Genomic DNA, 16614 nt, shown 5'->3' on the forward strand with positions numbered 1-16614 from the left:
ACACTGCCTTTAACCCTTTCGCAACCTAAGAGACAGCGCAATGAAGCCCGCGATTTTGATCGTTGATGATGATCGTGCTGTGTGTGAATTGCTGCACGATGTATTGAGTGAACACGTGTTTACCGTCTACAGCTGTCACCAGGGCAAAGATGCGCTGGCGCTGCTCAGTCTTCACCCGGAAATTTCATTGGTCATGCTGGATATGATGTTACCGGACACCAACGGCTTACTGGTGCTGCAACACATGCAACGCCAACGGCCTGATCTGCTGGTGATCATGCTGACCGGTATGGGATCGGAAGCGGATATGGTGGTGGGACTGGAAATGGGGGCCGATGACTATATCGCCAAGCCTTTCAACCCACGCGTAGTGGTCGCGCGTGCGCGAGCCGCATTGCGTCGCTGCGGACGTTTGACGCAACCCGACTTGCAACCTGATGAGGGGTGGCAATTCAATGGCTGGCGTCTGGATGATGCCCGCTGCCAGCTATTTAATCCACAACGGGAAAGCGTGCCATTAACTCAAGGTGAATATACGTTACTGCGTGCCATGGTGTGCCATGCACGCAAGGTGCTCACGCGCGATCAGCTGCTGGAGTTAACGCACAGCGAAAGTCTGGAAGTGTTTGATCGCACCATTGATGTGCTGATCATGCGCCTACGCAGGAAGATTGAAACCAATCCGCATCAGCCCAGTTTGATTCGGACCATCCGTGGCCTGGGTTATGTTTTTTCTGCCGATGTCATGCGCCCGGCTTCAGCGGCACGAGAAACACAAATCGCTTGATCCATCCAGCGCTGCATCTCGGCCAGTGGCCGCGTGCCGTCCAGCGCATTCGCTGCATGCAAATTAAAGCAGGCGCAGGTATGTGCCAGCTTCAGGGTTTCTCTCATCGACCATCCTTCGTGGCTGGCATAAAGCACGCCAGCACAGAAGGCATCCCCCGCCCCCACACTGCCGACGATCTCTTCCGGCGTGAGACACCATGCGGGCTGCCAGATCCCCATTTGCTTCCCTTCCTGTCCCCAAGCGCCTTCCGGCGCGTGGATCACCACACGTTGACGCACGCCCTGCTCAATCAGCCATTGTGCAGCTTGTGCAAAGACGTCAGGTTCCGCTAAACCCTGTTTATGGCGCAAGGGAATTCCGGTGAGAGACTGCGCTTCCAGCTCGTTGATCACCAGATAATCAAGCCAGCGCAGTGCGGGCATCACCAATGGTCGATACTCCCCCGCCCGTGACACCAGATCCAGCGACGTGAGATAGCCGCGCTGCTGCATATCCGCAAGCAGACGCGCGCTGCGCGTACCGTATTGCTCATCGTGTTGATCAAGGCTATCGAGCAACAGCAAATAGCCGAGATGAAAAATACGGTGGGCAGTTTCCACCGCGCTAAAATGGGACAAATCAAGCTGTGCATTGGCGCCACGCGCATGGAAAAAGGTGCGCTGCCCGTCGGGCGTCGTCATCACTTGCGTCATTGCCGTGGTCACAGTGTGCGTACGCTGCACAAATTGGCGGTCTACCCGGTGCTCATCCAGCAATTGCAGGATGTACTCACCGTCACTGTCTTCACCAATCATCCCCACGCCAGCAAGTGGCAGATGCACCTGCATGCGAGCCAGGGTGAACAGAACATTCAACGCGGCGCCACCGCTACATTTCTCACTGTGCGTGATCTCCGCCAGCCAGCCTTGCTCTGGCCAGTGACTGATCCGCTGCACATGATCGACCAGCATACTGCCCGCACCGAGAATGCCGTTGCGTTGCGCCATCTCAGGCCCTCCCGGCGCTGCCAAACACCTGCATCTGCTGCGCCACCACGTTGGCGATATCGCGTTCCACCGCCATCAGCAGTTCGGCAAAAGAGTCATAGCGGGCATCGCGTTGGGTAATTTGTGTTTCAATCGCACCCAGTGCAGCCTGTGACATGCCGGTATAGAAGTTAATTTTGTGGATACCCAGACTGATGGCATGGCGGAAATCGGCATCACTGATCCCCGAGCCGCCGTGCAGCACTAAAGGAATGCCTGCGGCCGCGCGGATGGCTGCCAGACGGTCGAAATCGAGTTTTGGTTCGCCTTTGTATTTGCCATGCGCGTTGCCAATCGCCACCGCCAGGCAATCAATCCCCGTTGACTGGACAAACTCAGCCGCCAACGTCGGATCGGTGAATTTGTTGCTGTCGGCTTCACCGAACAGCGCGCCGCCCTCATCGCCCCCGACAGCCCCCAACTCCGCTTCAACTGAAACGCCAATCGCGTGGCACATTTTCACCACTTCACGCGTCTGGCGAACGTTCTCGTCATAACTCAGGGTTGAGCCATCAAACATCACCGAAGTAAAGCCAAGACGAATCGCTTGCATCACCGCCTCAAAGTGCAAGCCGTGGTCGAGATTAAGCACAACGGGAATATCATGCAGCGCCGCTTCTGTCCGTATCGCTGCAATCAGATGTTCCAGACTGACATACTTAAAATGCACTTCTGCAATGTTAATGATAAAGGGTGAACGTTGCTGCTCCGCCGCCTGAAACAAGGCACGCAGGAAGTGGGTATCTAAGACGTTGAATGCGCCAAGCGCATATTGATGCTGCTGCGCATGGGCCAAGCCCTGCGCCAGAGAGATCAGTGCCATGGTACGCTCCTTTATGCCAGCCAGCGGTGATATTCGTTACACAGCAACCAACGCGGATCTTCATCCTCATCAATCGGGTTAAAGCGCGCCAGTGGGGTAAGAAAAACATTGTCATGCTCGTCATCGTTGGGCATGGAAACTTCGCCGACCAGCACGTCACCGTAGCCCTCTTCCCCCCAAAAGCTATGCCAGATGCCGGGCAACAAGGTGACACTCTCGCCAGGTGACAGCCGCAATTGCGAACCCGCCGCATGCGTTTGGCGAATCCCATCCAGCGTGACGTTGACGGGGCTATCACCCAACTGGTCACCCGCACGATTATGCAGCGTGACAATCAGGTTGCCGCCACCTCGATTAATGATGTCTTCCATTTTTTGCGGGTGGTAATGCATCGGCGTGACCTGCCCTTCGCGTACATGCATCATTTTTTCGGCATAGGGTTTAGCCCACGGCTGCCCGCCACGCGAGCCGTTGCGCAGGGTGAACAGGGTTAAACCGGTTTGTGAGAAGTCCTCGGCACCAAAACTGGTCACATCCCAGCCCAGATGCAGTGCTAATAGCTCGTCTGCGCGGCTTTTATCCAGCGCACGCCACTGGCTGAGGCCATAATCAGCCCAGGGCGGCAGGTGAACATCCTGGCGCATAAAAAATTCGCGGGTCAGTTGCAGAATGGCATTCACTTCGGATCGATGCATGACTCCCTCCCTCTGTTGGGCGGCCCAATGGCCGCCTGCAAAATCTCGCGTTATTTCACCGTCCAGCCTTTGTAACTGCTAACGGTATTACGATCGATCATAGTGACCGGGATCAGCACCGGTTTATCCGGCGCCGGTTTGCCTTGCAGGATGTCATAGCCAATCTCGACCGCTTTTGCTGCCATCACCTGCGGGTCTTGTGCCGGTGTCGCGACAAACAGCGAGCCTTTACGTTTCAACGCTTCCTCACCATCTGGCGATCCATCCACGCCAACAATAAAGAACTCGCTGCGCTGCGCCTGTTTCGCCGCCAGGTCTGCACCAATCGCAGTGGGATCATTGATCGCAAACACGGCATCGATCTTCGGATTGGCAGACAGCAGCCCGGTCATCACTTCCAATCCACCATCGCGACTGCCTTTGGCGTTTTGGTTATAGGAGAGCAGTTTGATATCAGGATGGGTTTTCAGCTCGGTCATGCAGCCTTCGACACGGTTTTGCACCGCAGACACGGGGGGGCCGTTAATGATCACCACATTGCCTTTGTCTTTCAGACGGTCAGCGATGTATTTACACGCCATGGCACCGGCTTGGGTGTTATCCGAGGTGATGGTGGCATTTGCACCGTCTGCGGCCACGTCAACCGCCACCACCACAATACCGGCGTCACGCGCACGTTTTACCGCTGGCGCAATACCTTTGGAGTCGGCGGCATTAAGGATAATCATGTCGACTTTAGCGGCGATAAAGTTATCAATCTGCGCCACCTGTTGACCGAGGTCGTAGCCGCTGGATACCAAGGTCACGTTCACCTTGTCGCCTGCCAGTTCTCGCGCCTTCAGCTCTGCACCTTTGGTGATCTGCACAAAGAACGGATTGGCGAGGTCGCCGACGGTCACACCAATGGATTTCAACTCTTTGGCCTGTACAAGGGGCGCACTCAGCAATGTCGCCGCCAGCAGTCCGGTAATAATCGGATTAAAACGCATAGTCGATGTTCTCCTGCTTTTATGATTATGTTGGCGATCGGAGAGATCGCCGTGATGTGACAACCTGTTTTAATGCGTCGAATCGAAGGGCGTTATTGTCGCAGCCAGTTTGCCGACGGCCAGCGCACAGCAACCGGAGCGTACTGAAGTACGTGAGGATTGCGCGCACTGCCAGCCCATTAGCCCACGTGATGACGTGTACGGTACTTATCGATTAACACGGCAATAATGATCACTGCACCCTTGATCACCAACTGCCAGAAGTAAGAGACCCCCATTAACGTCATGCCATTGTTGAGCGTGGCGATAATCAGTGCACCAATAAGCGTGCCGGTGATAGTGCCGATGCCACCCACAAAGCTGGTACCGCCGAGGATAACGGCAGCAATGGCATCCAACTCATACCCCACGCCCAGGTTACCGTTGGCGCTATAGAGACGTGAGGCACTCATCAGCCCGCCTAATCCCGACAGCATGCCGCTCATGGCATAGACAAACACCAGCACCACACCCACTTTGATCCCTGTCAGACGCGCCGCCTGAACATTGCCGCCCACCGCATAGATGTGCACACCGAGGGTGGTACGGCGCAGGATGAACCAGCACAGCGCAATCACCGCAAAGGCAATGATGATCAACCAAGGGATCGGCCCCAGATAGCCGTTACCTATCCACTCAAAATTGATATCAGAGTTAATTACCGTGGTGCCATTCGCCAACAGATAAGCGGCACCACGCAGTGCAGTGTAAGTGCCCAGCGTAACGATAAACGGCGGCAACCCCGCCCACGCCACCAGGATGCCGTTGAACAGCCCCATGATCAGCCCCGCGCCCAGTGCCGCCGGAATGGTCAAACTGGCAAATGCAGGGTCAAGCGACACTACCATCGCCACCACCGCCGTGGTGCCCAGCATCGATCCCACCGACAGATCGATCCCGCCGGTCAAAATCACAAAGGTCATCCCTGCGGCCAGCACAATATTGATCGACGCCTGGCGCGTAATGTTCAGCAGATTGGCTTCGGTAAAGAAGTTAGGCGCTACAAAACCAAACACCGCCACAATGATGATGAGGATCGGCAGAATGCCCACCGTTTGCAGCAGGTCGCTCATTAACGCCCGCTTGATGGTGGGATTTTTAACGCGTGCGGTTTCACTGGTCATATCGGTCTCCTCAGGCCTGAGCCGGCTGCGCGCCGGTGGCCAGTGTCATTATGTTTTCCTGGCTGATATCAGCACCGCTTAGTTCGCCAGCAATACTGCCCTCACGCATTACATATACGCGATCGCTCATGCCCACCACTTCTGGCAATTCACTGGAAATCATCAGGATTGCCACGCCCTGCTGCGCCATCTGATTCATCATGCGATAGATTTCGCTCTTGGCACCGACATCCACGCCGCGCGTAGGCTCATCCAGCAACAGGATGCGCGGAGCAATGGAAACCCAACGTGAAATCAGTAACTTTTGTTGATTACCGCCAGATAAACCGCCGGCACGCACCTGTGCATGGGGTACACGGATATTCAATGACTCGATGGCATCACTGGCAATCTTCTGCCCTTTGCGTCGGTTGAGCAGGCCATAGCTGGCATCGCGCTCAAGCGTCGCCATCACGATATTTTCCTGTGCAGCCAGTTCAAGAAATAAGCCTTGTTCCTTGCGGTTTTCGGTGAGAAAGCCAATACCTCGGGCGATAGCGTCACGCGGGGAGTGAATCTTTACCTTTTCCCCGTCGATCCAGATCTCACCGCCTTTGGGCTGATGCACACCAAATATCAGCTGCGCCAGTTCACTCCGCCCTGCTCCGACCAAGCCAGCCAGCCCAACAATCTCACCAGCGCGCACCGCCAGGCTGCTGGGATGCACTTTGCGGTTATCGGTCAGGTGATTAACGGCAAGTCGAATCTCACCGAAGGGAATGTTGCGATCTTTATTAAACAGGTCACTGAGTGGTCGGCCCACCATCATGCGCACCAGTTCGCTGGCATTCAGCTGATCGCGCGTCAGGCTGCCGACATATTGCCCATCGCGTAGTACGCTGACGCGGTCGGAGAGTTCATACACTTCTGCCATGCGGTGGCTGATATAGATGATCGCCATACCTTCACTACGCAGACGTTTGATCAAGGCAAACAGCTGTTCAGTTTCGCGGTTGGACAGTGCGGCGGTAGGCTCATCCATCACCAATATACGGCTGTTGCGATGCAGAGCGCGGGCAATCTCCACCTGCTGCTGCTCAGCGATGCTGAGTTTGCTCACCAAATCCGTGGCGCTAAACTGAGCGCCGAGGCGGTTAATCACCAACTGCGCCTCTTCTGCCATCTGGCGGCGTTTAACTAACCCGCCACGGGTGATCTCACTGCCGAGAAAGATGTTCTCTGCCACCGTTAAATTTGGCGCCAGATTGATTTCCTGATAAATCAGGGTGATCCCTGCTGCCAGCGCCTCTTTTGGGCCTTTGATGGCATAGGGTTGACCGTCGATAAGAATTTCCCCGCTGCTGGCGGTATAGGCACCGGCCAGAATTTTCATCAACGTACTTTTTCCGGCACCGTTTTCCCCCATCAGCGCATGCACTTCGCCGGGCCATACCCGCAGGTCCACGCCCTTCAACGCATAGAAGCTGCCAAAGCGTCGGGTAATTTCGCGCATTTCTAAGATCGGTGTCGCTGTCATCGCCAAGTTCCCGCTGCCAGATGTTGCAGCGAGTGTTGCAACGGCAGATAAATGGAAAATGTCAGCGGCCATTCATATTTGTCATATTTCGCCTGGCGTGCGCTTCTATACTCGCCAGCAGAAGAGCAGGTGGGGGTATGGGAAATGAGTCAGAGTCTGCAATGGCATGCTGGCGCACGGGGTCGCCTGCTGCTGTTCAATCTGTTGGTGGTAAGTGTCACGCTCGCGGTGAGCCTGGTGGCTATTTTTGGATTTCGCCACGCCGGTCACATTCAGGAACAGGCGCAAGCCCAAACGCTGGCGGATATGAACGGCAGCCTGGCACTGGCTCGTGATACCGCCAACGTCGCCACCGCAGCAGTGCGTCTAGCGCAAGTGGTCGGCGCATTGGAATACCAAAGTGAATCCGCGCGCTTGCAGCAAACGCAACAAGCGCTACAGCAATCCCTGGCGCTGCTCGCCAATGCGCCGTTAGCTGCGCAACAGCCGGCGCTGCTGGCACGCATTCGTGAGCGCAGTCAGATGCTGGAACAAAGCATTAACCAGCTGTTGCGGTTTGGACATCAGCGTCACTTGCAACGCAACGTGATGTTGAGCGGCCTGTGGCAAGCGCAGCTGCTGCTCAATCGTATTAATACCCTGGCCGCCGATGCCTCTTTTTTACCCCTACGCCAACAAACTGATGCCCTGTTAAAGGTGGCGATTCAATCCAGCGTCCCACAAGCCGCCGAACAGCAGCTACAGCAAGTCCTGCCCATTTGGTCGGCGTTGCCATTACAGGATGCACTGGCGATGCAGCGAGACCGGCTGGTCAGCACCACTCGCAGCCTGCAACCCGTGGCAGAACAACTGGAGCAGAGTGATATTGCCATTGCCTACGCCACCTATCGCATCAAAGCATTGGTCGCGATGCTTAATGGTGACATTACCCACTATGTGCAACTGGTCGCACAGCAGAGTGATGCGCGCAGTAATGTTACCCATCAGGAGCTCGACTCGATCATCGGTTTTATCGGGCTGTTTATGCTGCTGGCCCTGCTAATCACCGGATACGCCGGTTACTACATCTACCGCAACCTGGGTTCCAGCCTCACCGCCATTGCCCAAGCCATGACGCGACTGGCTCAGGGTGAGAAAAGCGTTAATGTGCCGGGATTAGCCAGACGGGACGAGTTGGGCGATTTAGCGCGCGCGTTTAACGTGTTTGCACGCAACACCGCCTCGCTGGCGCACACCTCGCGGCTGTTGAAGGAGAAGAGCAATCAGCTGGAGTCAACCTTCCTCGCGATGCGCGATGGTTTCGCGCTGTTCGATAACAGCGGCCAGCTGGTGGTGTGGAACGCACAATACGCCGAGCTGCTGGGTATCGCACCGCGTGAATTACATCGCGGTCTGCACTATCAACATCTGCTGGAGCGCATGGATGTGCAGTTGAATGGTTTGCATGACGCGCAAGAGGTGCGTCTGCCGGATGGCCGTACGCTGGAACTGCGTTTCAGCCCAGTGCCCAGGCGCGGTATGGTGAACACGGTACTAGAGCGCACCACGCGCAAAGCCCTGGAAGAGGCGCTACTGCATAGCCAGAAAATGAAAGCTGTAGGCCAATTGACCGGTGGCATCGCGCATGACTTTAATAATCTTCTCGCGGTGATTATCGGTAGCCTGGCGCTCACCGTCGATCAACTGCCGCCTGGCACCCTGGCCAGCCGAGTAGAACGCGCACGTCAGGCAGCCGATCGCGCGGCGCAGTTGACACAACGTTTACTGGCCTTCTCGCGCAAACAGGCGCTCTACCCGCGATCCGTGGCAGTTGTCGAGCTGGTAGATAATCTGCATTCACTGCTCCAGCATTCCTTGCTGCCCGGTCAGCAGTTGATTGTCGACGCACAGCGTCCGGGCTGGCCCGCGTGGATCGATGCCGGGCAGTTAGAAAACACGCTAATGAACCTGGTGGTCAACGCGCGTGACGCGATGGAAAAGCAGAGCGGTGAAATCCGCCTGCGTATCTGGAATCAACGCCCCCAGGAAGAGGAAGGAAAACGCGATCGTGTGGCGATTGAAGTGATCGATCACGGCTGTGGTATGTCGTCCGAGGTACGTGAGCAAATCTTTGAGCCGTTTTTCACCACCAAAGACACCGGCAGCGGCAGTGGGCTGGGCTTGTCGATGGTTTATGGCTTTGTGCGGCAATCAGGCGGGCAGATTGAGGTAGAAACCGCCCCCGGGCAAGGCACAACCGTGCGGCTGTTACTGCCGCGCGCGCCGGAAGTGACACAATCTGCTCCGCCACTGCCCACCTTTATCCCTGCCGCCAGTAGAGACCGACTGATTTTAGTGCTGGATGATGAGCCCGCAGTACGACAGACGTTGTGTGAGCATCTGCATCAACTCGGTTATCTTACCTTAGAGTGCAGCGATGGCGAATCGGCCCTGACGCTGCTGCGTCAAACCCCTGACATTGAGCTGTTGATCAGTGATTTGATGTTACCCGGCGCGCTGAATGGCGCAGATGTGATTCGTCAGGCGCAACAGCAGTGGCCGGGGTTGGCCACGCTGTTAATTAGCGGTCAGGATTTGCGCCAGAGTCAGGTAACGTTGCCGTTGTGCGAACGTTTGGCCAAGCCTTGGCAGCAGGTGCAGTTGGCGCAGGCGCTGGAGCGGGCCTGGCAACGCAGTGAGCGTCTCAGTCGCGCACGGCAGGCTGCCACAGCGGCAACGGTTTCCCCGTGATATAACGCTTACGCAGTTTGCTAGAGATAACATCCATGATCATCACGACCCCTACCAGAATAATGGTGAGGAACATCACGACGTCCCAGTTCCACAAACGCATGTTTTCGGCGTAAACCAGGCCGACGCCACCTGCGCCGACGAAACCGAGCACCGCCGCAGAACGGGTATTGGATTCAATCTGGTACAGGCTCAACGCCAGGAAAGTCGGGAAGGATTGGGTAAAGATGCCAAAGCGATGTTTCTGCAGACTATTTGCCCCCACCGCACCTAAACCACGGCTTGGTGAACGTTCCACCGCTTCATGCCCTTCCGCATAGAGTTTGCCGAGTAAACCCACGTCCTGTACCACAATCGCCAGCACACCTGCCAACGGCCCCATGCCGACAGCACGGACAAAGATCAGCCCCCAGATGGCCATATCGACACCGCGCAGGATGTCGAGCAAACGGCGCACCACTAAGGAGATCGGACGGGCAATGGGATCGTGCATCACGTTACGCGCTGCAAGGAATGACACTGGCAACGCGATCAGCGATGCGGTCAATGTCCCGGCAAACACAATCGCCAGCGTTATGCCAATCTGCGAGAAATAATAGCCAAATGGCCAGTTCATAAAGTCTTGCCAAACGAACATGCGCAGGAAGTAACGCCCAAGTTGCTCGCAACCGATAATGACTCGACTCCACTCAATGCCAAAGAACTCAAAGAAGAACAGGTAATAGAGTGCAATGGCAAGTGCAACTCCCGCTACCCGGCGCAGATAACGGTTTTGTGCGGCGAACAAGGCAGGATGTTCCTGCTTCAGTTTCGCGACATCCGGTGCTAAAGCGATCATTTGATTTCCCCTTCCACTACACGACGACGCAACCAGCCTGATACCGTATCCAGCAGCGACACCACCACAATGATCAACAGCAGGGTGATGCTCACCTGATCATAGCGATCCAGTTTGATATTGGTCATCAGCTCCTGGCCGATCCCTCCCGCGCCCACCAAACCTAAAATGGTGGAAGAGCGGAAATTCACCTCAAGACGCATAAAGCTGTAGGAGAGAAATGTCGGTTTGACCTGTGGCCAGAAAGCAAAGCGCATACGTTGCAATTTAGTGGCCCCACAAGCGGCCAGACCACGCACCGGTTTATCCGAAGCACTCTCAATTGATTCATAGAACAGTTTGGTCAGGCTTCCCACGGTATGCAGCGCCAGTGCGAGGAAGCCGGGAATGGCACCAATGCCAAAGGCCATCACAAACATCACTGCCCACGCCAGTTCTGGCATAGTGCGCAGGAAAGCGACAAACGAACGGATCGCGATGCGAACGCTGCGCGGCGTTTGGGTATTGTCGGCAGCAAAAAACGCCAACACACCGGCAATCATCACCGCAACGATGGTCGAAGACAGCGCCAGCTGCAGAGTTTCCCAGATCAGCGGTAGCTGAAAGTGCAGACGATAGCCCCAATAAGCCAGGGAGCCTTCGGTTTTACCATCAGCGAACAACACCGACCAATGCAGCACAGGCACGGTTTCGCCAATGTAATCAAAAAAGTGTGGCAGCGATTGCCAGACGGTTAGCAGATTGAATTCCGCCATCTTGCCCGCAGCGAGATAGAGCGCCACCAACAGCAGCGACCAGAGCACGGTGTCGCGCTTTTGCTGGCGACGGATGCGTTGGTAGTAGTGTTCGAAATCGGTCAAGGGGGATGTCCTGTTTTGGAGGGTGATGCAGTGCTGAATCAGGTCGCCATAAATGGCGTCATCAGACGGGTGCGATTATTTGGCAAGGTCGCCATAAATGGCGACCCTACACAGGCGTTATCACGTAGGGTGCGCATTCATGCGCACCGCTGCCGATAACCGCACCCCGCTAAATTAACCGCGCGCACCTTTCATCAGATCACGCTTCATATCAATGATGTTCTGATAATCGGCAACGGTTGCTGGGCCGATGTGCTGGGCACCACCCACCGCTTTAACAAAGCAGCTGTGGTCTTCTTTATCCAACTTCTTGATAGCAGCCACCAACTTCTGTTTGAAGTCAGCGGGCAAGTTGTTGCTGACCAGGATTGGACCGTTCGGGATCAGAGGAGACTGCCAAATGATGCGAATCTTCTTCATCAGGTCAGGCTGGTCCATACGCATCATGCGGCCAAAGGCGCCAGAGGTATAACCCTTGTCGTAATCACCGATCATTGAAGTCCAAGTCACTGCGCCTTCGAACTGACCATTCAGCACGCCCAGGATGTCCTGCTCGTGACCGCCAGAGAAGGTGACACTGGAGAAGGTGTTGTTGTACTTGTCGTCAACCGTGCCACCGAACTCTTTCTTGAACGCCTGGTTAGGCATCAGGAAACCAGAGGTTGAATCCGGATCGGCCATACCGAAAGATTTGCCTTTCAGGTCTTCCAGTTTTTTGTACGGGCTGTCCGCTTTGACGATCACCACAGAGTGATAACCCTGTGAACCGTCTTTGTCATCGACCACAATGCCGACCACGTCTACCGCTTTCGGGTTCTGCAGATACACCGAAGCGTAAGATGCTGGAGACATGCTCAGCACCATATCAATTTTGTTACCCAGCAGGCCCTGAATCACGCCTGAGTAGTCAGACGAGTTACGCATTTTGGTATCGACATTCAGTTCTTTGTCGAAGAAATCTTTCACGCACTGGTTATCGCCAATCTGCTGAGTGGCGTTCTGTCCACCCAAAATCCCGAGGTTTAATTCTTTTGGTGCATCCGCTGCGTTAACGCCAAAAGTCATTGCAACAGTCAATAAAGCTAAAGAGGTCAGTTTCATTCGTGTTTTTTCTCTTGCCGTGGAAGTTAGTGGAGCTGGTTAATTTCGTCGCCGTACAGCTCATGCAGCAAGCCATCGGTCAACTGAGAAGGATGTCCGTCAAACAGCACTTTGCCGCGCTGAATGCCGATAACACGGGTGCAGTACTGCTTAACCAATTCAATCGAGTGCAGGTTCACCATCACGCTGATGCCCTGCTCACTCACCTGGCGCAGCACATCCATAATGCGTTTGGTATTTTTCGGGTCGAGCGAAGCCACTGGCTCATCAGCCAACAGGATGCGCGGGTTCTGCATCAACGCACGGCAAATCGCCACGCGTTGCATCTGTCCACCTGACAGATTCTCCGCACGCTGCAGCGCCTGCGGCAGCATATTCATCCACTGCAGCAGTTCAATCGCTCGCGCACGGTCCGCTTCGGAGAACACTTTGAAGAAGGATTTCAGGGTTGAGGTCTGGCTCAAGCGCCCCAGCAGCACGTTGGTCAATACATCCAGACGTGGCACCAGGCAGAAATCCTGGAAAATCATGCCGCATTCGCTGCGCCATTCACGCATTTGACGGCTGTTTAGCGTCACCACATCACGATCCGCTTCACCCGAACGATTACTAAGAATCGCGCCCTGTGAAGCACTGATGGTGCCGTTGAGCATGTGTAACAGTGTCGATTTGCCTGCGCCAGAGCGACCAATCACGGCCACCAGCTCGCCCGCATGCAGATCGAAGCTGACGTTATCCAGTACGCGGTTTTCGCCGTACGCCTTACACAGTCCCTGTACTGACAGCACCTTGTTACCCTGGCCGGCGTGTGGAACGTAAGGATTGTCGATGACGGTCTTCAGTAATGCCTGTGCCATGATGCACTCCATCTCTCTGAGGTCTTGATTGCCCGTTATTACGGGCAAATCCGATGAAGACTTGATGACAATAAAGTGATTAAACGGTGACAGCGTGAACAGAACCGACTCTAATGCTCTGACCATCGACCGCTGCCAGCACATTGTCTGGTAAGCGATTATTGAGTAGCCAGCTGTCCATCTCATGGCTGAGGTGAATAAGCCAAGCCTGGCGCGGTGCCAGCCGTTCAATAATCTGCAATGCGCGCGTCACATCATTATGATTGCGCACGCTTTCTCGCGGAGGGTCATTGCAGTCAATCACCAACTGGTCCAAGGGCTGACCCTCAAGAAATTCTGCAGTTTCCGGCGGCAATCCGCAGGTATCACACAGCCAGGCACACCGCGTGCCGTACCAGTCAAACAGATAGCCGTAGGTCAGTTTTGAGTGCTGTAACGGCAAGGGCGTGACCTGCAGCGCGCCGAAGCTGTGCGGCACAAAAGGCGTTAGAGCGGGACGGAAATCGAGCAGGCCGGGGTGCTTTAACAGGTCATCACAGCCCTTCTCATCCGGCGGTGCCCACACCGGGATCGGTTCACCGATTCCCCAACGCAGGCTAAAGAGTCCTGCCACGTGATCCATATGAAAATGGGTCAGTAAAATACGGCTCAGCTCACCGGGTTGAAAGCGTTGATGCAGATCGTGGCGACCGGCATCCAGCAAAATACGTTCGCTGCCGGTGTCGATTAGCGCACTGGTGGCAGCACGGGCGCGTCGCGGTTCAAGGCGGGCGCGTTCACAGGCGTGACAATCACAGCCGAACAACGGCGCAGACTGCACGCCGCCGGTTCCGAGAAAAGTGAGTTTCATGGCGGATGCTCCAGCAGTTGACGCAGCTTGTCGAGCGTGTCGCTCAGTGCGCCATCGTTATTGAGCGGATAACAGTGTGCAGGCAACGGTTCTGCTGCACGTGCCAGCCGTTTGCTAATCTCTGCTTCACTTTCACGTCCACGCTGACGCAATCGCGTCTCTAACACCTGCGGCGAAACCTGCAGCACCAGCGGCAGGAGCTGCGCACCATAATGCTGCTGCACGATCGGCAGATGCAGACGTGAACCGTTAACCAGCACGTTTAAACCGCGCGCCAGCCAGTGGTCGATCTCTTCTCCCAGCCCGTAATACAGGCCGTGCGCCTGCCAACTAATGGCAAACAACCCCAATGTTTCTCGCCGCCGAAACTCGGCTTCGCTCAGCGCCACATGATTTTCGCCCCCGGCATCGGCCGGGCGCGTAATGTAACGATGTGCAATCACCAACTGCTCAGGGGGGGCTTCACGTAGCGCGTTAAGCAAACTGTCTTTACCCGAGCCCGAAGGCCCGGTTAGCCAGATCAGGCGCGCCATCAGAACACCAGCCTGCCCTGCGACCAGACGTGGCGAATGTGCGGATGCCCATGTTCGGTATGCGCCAGCACCAGATCGGCTCGCATGCCTTCACCAATCACTCCGCGATCGTGCAAGCCAATGGCGCGAGCCGGATTGCGTGTCACCAGCGCGGCGGCTTGTGGCAATGTCAAGCTGTTGCGCTCATCCGCCACTAAGCGGAACACCGCGTCCAGCAGGCTCGCCGGGTAGTAGTCGGATGACAAAATATCCAGCAGGCCATGGCTGGCCAGCTCCCAGGCTGCCACGTTGCCGGAATGCGAGCCGCCGCGTACGATATTCGGCGCGCCCATCAACACCTGCATACCGCATTCGCGCGAGGCGCGTGCCGCCTCAAGCGTGGTAGGGAACTCGGCAATGGTGCTGCCCACATCGTGAGATTCGGCAACGTGTGCCGCTGTGGCATCATCGTGGCTGGCAATCGGGATGCCGCGCGAACGGCACAGGCCGGAAATGGCGTTGCGGTTCGGCGTGGAGAACTCGGCGGCCAGTGCCAGTTGTTCGCGCTCAAACTGATCCATCTGCTCATCATTCAACGAGTATTTGCCCTGGTAATAGGTGCGATACATCTCCAGTGAAGCGTACTGACGCTGACCTGGCGAATGGTCCATCAGCGACACCAGTGACAACTCCGGCGTGCTCATCAAGGTTTCAAACAGCGGCAGCGTGGTGTTGTGAGGTAACTCACAGCGCAGATGAAGATGGTGATCGACACGGTTGATGCCTTTGCGGTTACTGTCCTGAATCGCATTGATCATTTTGCTTAGGTTCTCAATGCGATGACCGCCATCACGCACATCACCGACGCCAATCGCATCCAGCACGGTGGTGATACCGCTGGCGACCATCAGCGCATCGTGGCTGCTCATCGCAGAATGCGCTGGCCAATCGACTTTAGGACGTGGAGTGAAAAACTTATCCAGGTTATCAGTGTGCAGTTCAACCAGTCCCGGCAGCAGGAAAGCATTTTCACCATCCAGCGCACCCGGTATTTGACTTGCGCTGTCGCTGAAGCTCGTAATACGGCCATCGCGGATCTCCAGCGAACCGGCCACCACCTCATTTTCCAGCACCAGACGGACATTATTGACGATCATGCTTCTGCTCCTGTTTTCACCGGCTGCATCACGTGCAGGCGATCGGCCACGCGTGCGCGCACCGCTTCGTCATGGAAAATACCTACGATAGCGGCACCACGGGCGCGCGCCTGTTCAATCAATTCCACCACCGCTGCGCTGTTGGCACTGTCGAGCGAGGCAGTGGGTTCATCCAGCAGCAGCACCGGATAATCGGCGATAAAGCCTCGTGCAATGTTCACGCGCTGCTGTTCACCGCCCGAGAACGTGGACGGCGCGAGTGACCACAAACGTTCAGGCACATTCAGCCTGGTCAGCAGGTCTTTGGCACGCTTCTCGCAAAAAGCCCGGTCCACACCGCGTTCCAGCAGCGGCTGCATGACAATCTCCAGCGTTGGCACGCGAGGGATCACTCGCAAGAACTGACTGACCCAGCCGACAGTTTCGCGACGAATCGCCAATATCTGGCGCGCGGGTGCCTGCGCCATGTCGATCCACTCGCCCTGATGTTGCAGCCAGATGTGGCCGCTATTGGCCTGATAGTTGCCGTACAGCGCGCGCAGCAGCGTGGATTTTCCGCTGCCGGAACGACCGTGCAGCACCACGCACTCACCGGCTGCGACCTCAAGATTGGCATCCTGCAGCACCGGCAGTTCAGCACTGCTCTGGTTATGCAGCACGAAGGTTTTACTGAGTTTCTCTACGCGCAATAAAGGTTGCATGTTGATG

Annotated in this window: 16 protein-coding genes; 2 read left to right on the forward strand and 14 right to left on the reverse strand. The window is 55.9% G+C overall.

Translation table 11 applies throughout. The features are described from left to right. The first annotated feature begins 40 nt into the window (after positions 1 to 40). Positions 41 to 787, forward strand: coding sequence for a response regulator (locus F3J38_RS12400; RefSeq protein WP_167138748.1), 747 nt, complete (start codon positions 41 to 43; stop codon positions 785 to 787). Here the strand turns inward: F3J38_RS12400 and F3J38_RS12405 are convergent. The 6 genes from F3J38_RS12405 to F3J38_RS12430 form a co-directional block, all read right to left on the reverse strand. Further along, positions 724 to 1776, reverse strand: a complete 1053-nt coding sequence (locus F3J38_RS12405) for a carbohydrate kinase family protein (protein WP_167138750.1) — start codon at positions 1774 to 1776, stop codon at positions 724 to 726. The genes F3J38_RS12400 and F3J38_RS12405 overlap by 64 nt on opposite strands. A gap of 1 nt (position 1777) precedes the next feature. Then, positions 1778 to 2638 (reverse strand): ketose 1,6-bisphosphate aldolase, encoded by an 861-nt coding sequence (locus tag F3J38_RS12410; protein ID WP_167138752.1) that lies wholly within the window; start codon positions 2636 to 2638, stop codon positions 1778 to 1780. Between the two features lie 11 nt (positions 2639 to 2649). Continuing rightward, positions 2650 to 3333, reverse strand: coding sequence for a D-lyxose/D-mannose isomerase (locus tag F3J38_RS12415; protein ID WP_167138754.1), 684 nt, complete (start codon positions 3331 to 3333; stop codon positions 2650 to 2652). Positions 3334 to 3383: 50 nt separating this feature from the next. Further along, the gene (locus F3J38_RS12420; protein ID WP_167138756.1) at positions 3384 to 4322 is read right to left on the reverse strand and encodes an ABC transporter substrate-binding protein; all 939 of its coding nucleotides are present in this window, start codon (positions 4320 to 4322) and stop codon (positions 3384 to 3386) included. Positions 4323 to 4501: 179 nt separating this feature from the next. Further along, a complete protein-coding gene (locus F3J38_RS12425) occupies positions 4502 to 5485 on the reverse strand; it encodes an ABC transporter permease subunit (protein ID WP_167138757.1) in 984 nt (327 codons plus the stop codon). A 10-nt stretch (positions 5486 to 5495) separates the two neighbouring features. Continuing rightward, on the reverse strand, positions 5496 to 7001 hold the full coding sequence (locus tag F3J38_RS12430; protein ID WP_167138759.1) for a sugar ABC transporter ATP-binding protein: 1506 nt from the start codon (positions 6999 to 7001) through the stop codon (positions 5496 to 5498). 144 nt (positions 7002 to 7145) lie between these two features. Between F3J38_RS12430 and F3J38_RS12435 the strand changes: the two genes are divergently transcribed. Then, positions 7146 to 9731, forward strand: coding sequence for an ATP-binding protein (locus F3J38_RS12435; RefSeq protein WP_167138761.1), 2586 nt, complete (start codon positions 7146 to 7148; stop codon positions 9729 to 9731). Here F3J38_RS12435 and phnE (F3J38_RS12440) read toward each other — a convergent pair. The 8 genes from phnE (F3J38_RS12440) to phnL form a co-directional block, all read right to left on the reverse strand. Then, on the reverse strand, positions 9685 to 10569 hold the full coding sequence (gene phnE, locus F3J38_RS12440) for a phosphonate ABC transporter, permease protein PhnE (protein ID WP_167138763.1): 885 nt from the start codon (positions 10567 to 10569) through the stop codon (positions 9685 to 9687). The genes F3J38_RS12435 and phnE (F3J38_RS12440) overlap by 47 nt on opposite strands. Further along, positions 10566 to 11429, reverse strand: coding sequence for a phosphonate ABC transporter, permease protein PhnE (gene phnE / locus F3J38_RS12445; RefSeq protein ID WP_167138765.1), 864 nt, complete (start codon positions 11427 to 11429; stop codon positions 10566 to 10568). The genes phnE (F3J38_RS12440) and phnE (F3J38_RS12445) overlap by 4 nt, the downstream gene beginning before the upstream one ends. A gap of 174 nt (positions 11430 to 11603) precedes the next feature. Next, a complete protein-coding gene (phnD, locus tag F3J38_RS12450; protein ID WP_167138767.1) occupies positions 11604 to 12530 on the reverse strand; it encodes a phosphonate ABC transporter substrate-binding protein in 927 nt (308 codons plus the stop codon). Positions 12531 to 12556: 26 nt separating this feature from the next. Beyond that, a complete protein-coding gene (gene phnC / locus F3J38_RS12455) occupies positions 12557 to 13387 on the reverse strand; it encodes a phosphonate ABC transporter ATP-binding protein (protein WP_167138769.1) in 831 nt (276 codons plus the stop codon). Positions 13388 to 13466: 79 nt separating this feature from the next. Next, entirely contained in the window at positions 13467 to 14237 is a 771-nt protein-coding gene (gene phnP / locus F3J38_RS12460) for a phosphonate metabolism protein PhnP (protein ID WP_167138771.1), read from the reverse strand. Next, a complete protein-coding gene (phnN, locus tag F3J38_RS12465; protein WP_167138773.1) occupies positions 14234 to 14770 on the reverse strand; it encodes a ribose 1,5-bisphosphokinase in 537 nt (178 codons plus the stop codon). Before phnN ends, phnP begins: the two co-directional genes overlap by 4 nt. After that, positions 14770 to 15906: an alpha-D-ribose 1-methylphosphonate 5-triphosphate diphosphatase gene (gene phnM, locus F3J38_RS12470; protein ID WP_167138775.1), complete on the reverse strand. Its 1137-nt coding sequence runs from the start codon at positions 15904 to 15906 to the stop codon at positions 14770 to 14772. The genes phnN and phnM overlap by 1 nt, the downstream gene beginning before the upstream one ends. Beyond that, positions 15903 to 16607 (reverse strand): phosphonate C-P lyase system protein PhnL, encoded by a 705-nt coding sequence (gene phnL, locus F3J38_RS12475; RefSeq protein ID WP_167138777.1) that lies wholly within the window; start codon positions 16605 to 16607, stop codon positions 15903 to 15905. Before phnL ends, phnM begins: the two co-directional genes overlap by 4 nt. Positions 16608 to 16614 lie beyond the last annotated feature (7 nt).

Source organism: Candidatus Pantoea formicae, from assembly GCF_011752625.1.
Taxonomy (GTDB): Bacteria; Pseudomonadota; Gammaproteobacteria; order Enterobacterales; family Enterobacteriaceae; genus Pantoea; species Pantoea formicae.

Coding starts and splice junctions, on each gene's coding strand:
- F3J38_RS12400 (WP_167138748.1), top strand. CDS start 41: ATGAAGCCCGCGATTTTGATCGTTGATGATGATCGTGCTGTGTGTGAA.
- F3J38_RS12405 (WP_167138750.1), bottom strand. CDS start 1,776: ATGGCGCAACGCAACGGCATTCTCGGTGCGGGCAGTATGCTGGTCGAT.
- F3J38_RS12410 (WP_167138752.1), bottom strand. CDS start 2,638: ATGGCACTGATCTCTCTGGCGCAGGGCTTGGCCCATGCGCAGCAGCAT.
- F3J38_RS12415 (WP_167138754.1), bottom strand. CDS start 3,333: ATGCATCGATCCGAAGTGAATGCCATTCTGCAACTGACCCGCGAATTT.
- F3J38_RS12420 (WP_167138756.1), bottom strand. CDS start 4,322: ATGCGTTTTAATCCGATTATTACCGGACTGCTGGCGGCGACATTGCTG.
- F3J38_RS12425 (WP_167138757.1), bottom strand. CDS start 5,485: ATGACCAGTGAAACCGCACGCGTTAAAAATCCCACCATCAAGCGGGCG.
- F3J38_RS12430 (WP_167138759.1), bottom strand. CDS start 7,001: ATGACAGCGACACCGATCTTAGAAATGCGCGAAATTACCCGACGCTTT.
- F3J38_RS12435 (WP_167138761.1), top strand. CDS start 7,146: ATGAGTCAGAGTCTGCAATGGCATGCTGGCGCACGGGGTCGCCTGCTG.
- phnE (WP_167138763.1), bottom strand. CDS start 10,569: ATGATCGCTTTAGCACCGGATGTCGCGAAACTGAAGCAGGAACATCCT.
- phnD (WP_167138767.1), bottom strand. CDS start 12,530: ATGAAACTGACCTCTTTAGCTTTATTGACTGTTGCAATGACTTTTGGC.
- phnC (WP_167138769.1), bottom strand. CDS start 13,387: ATGGCACAGGCATTACTGAAGACCGTCATCGACAATCCTTACGTTCCA.
- phnP (WP_167138771.1), bottom strand. CDS start 14,237: ATGAAACTCACTTTTCTCGGAACCGGCGGCGTGCAGTCTGCGCCGTTG.
- phnN (WP_167138773.1), bottom strand. CDS start 14,770: ATGGCGCGCCTGATCTGGCTAACCGGGCCTTCGGGCTCGGGTAAAGAC.
- phnM (WP_167138775.1), bottom strand. CDS start 15,906: ATGATCGTCAATAATGTCCGTCTGGTGCTGGAAAATGAGGTGGTGGCC.
- phnL (WP_167138777.1), bottom strand. CDS start 16,607: ATGCAACCTTTATTGCGCGTAGAGAAACTCAGTAAAACCTTCGTGCTG.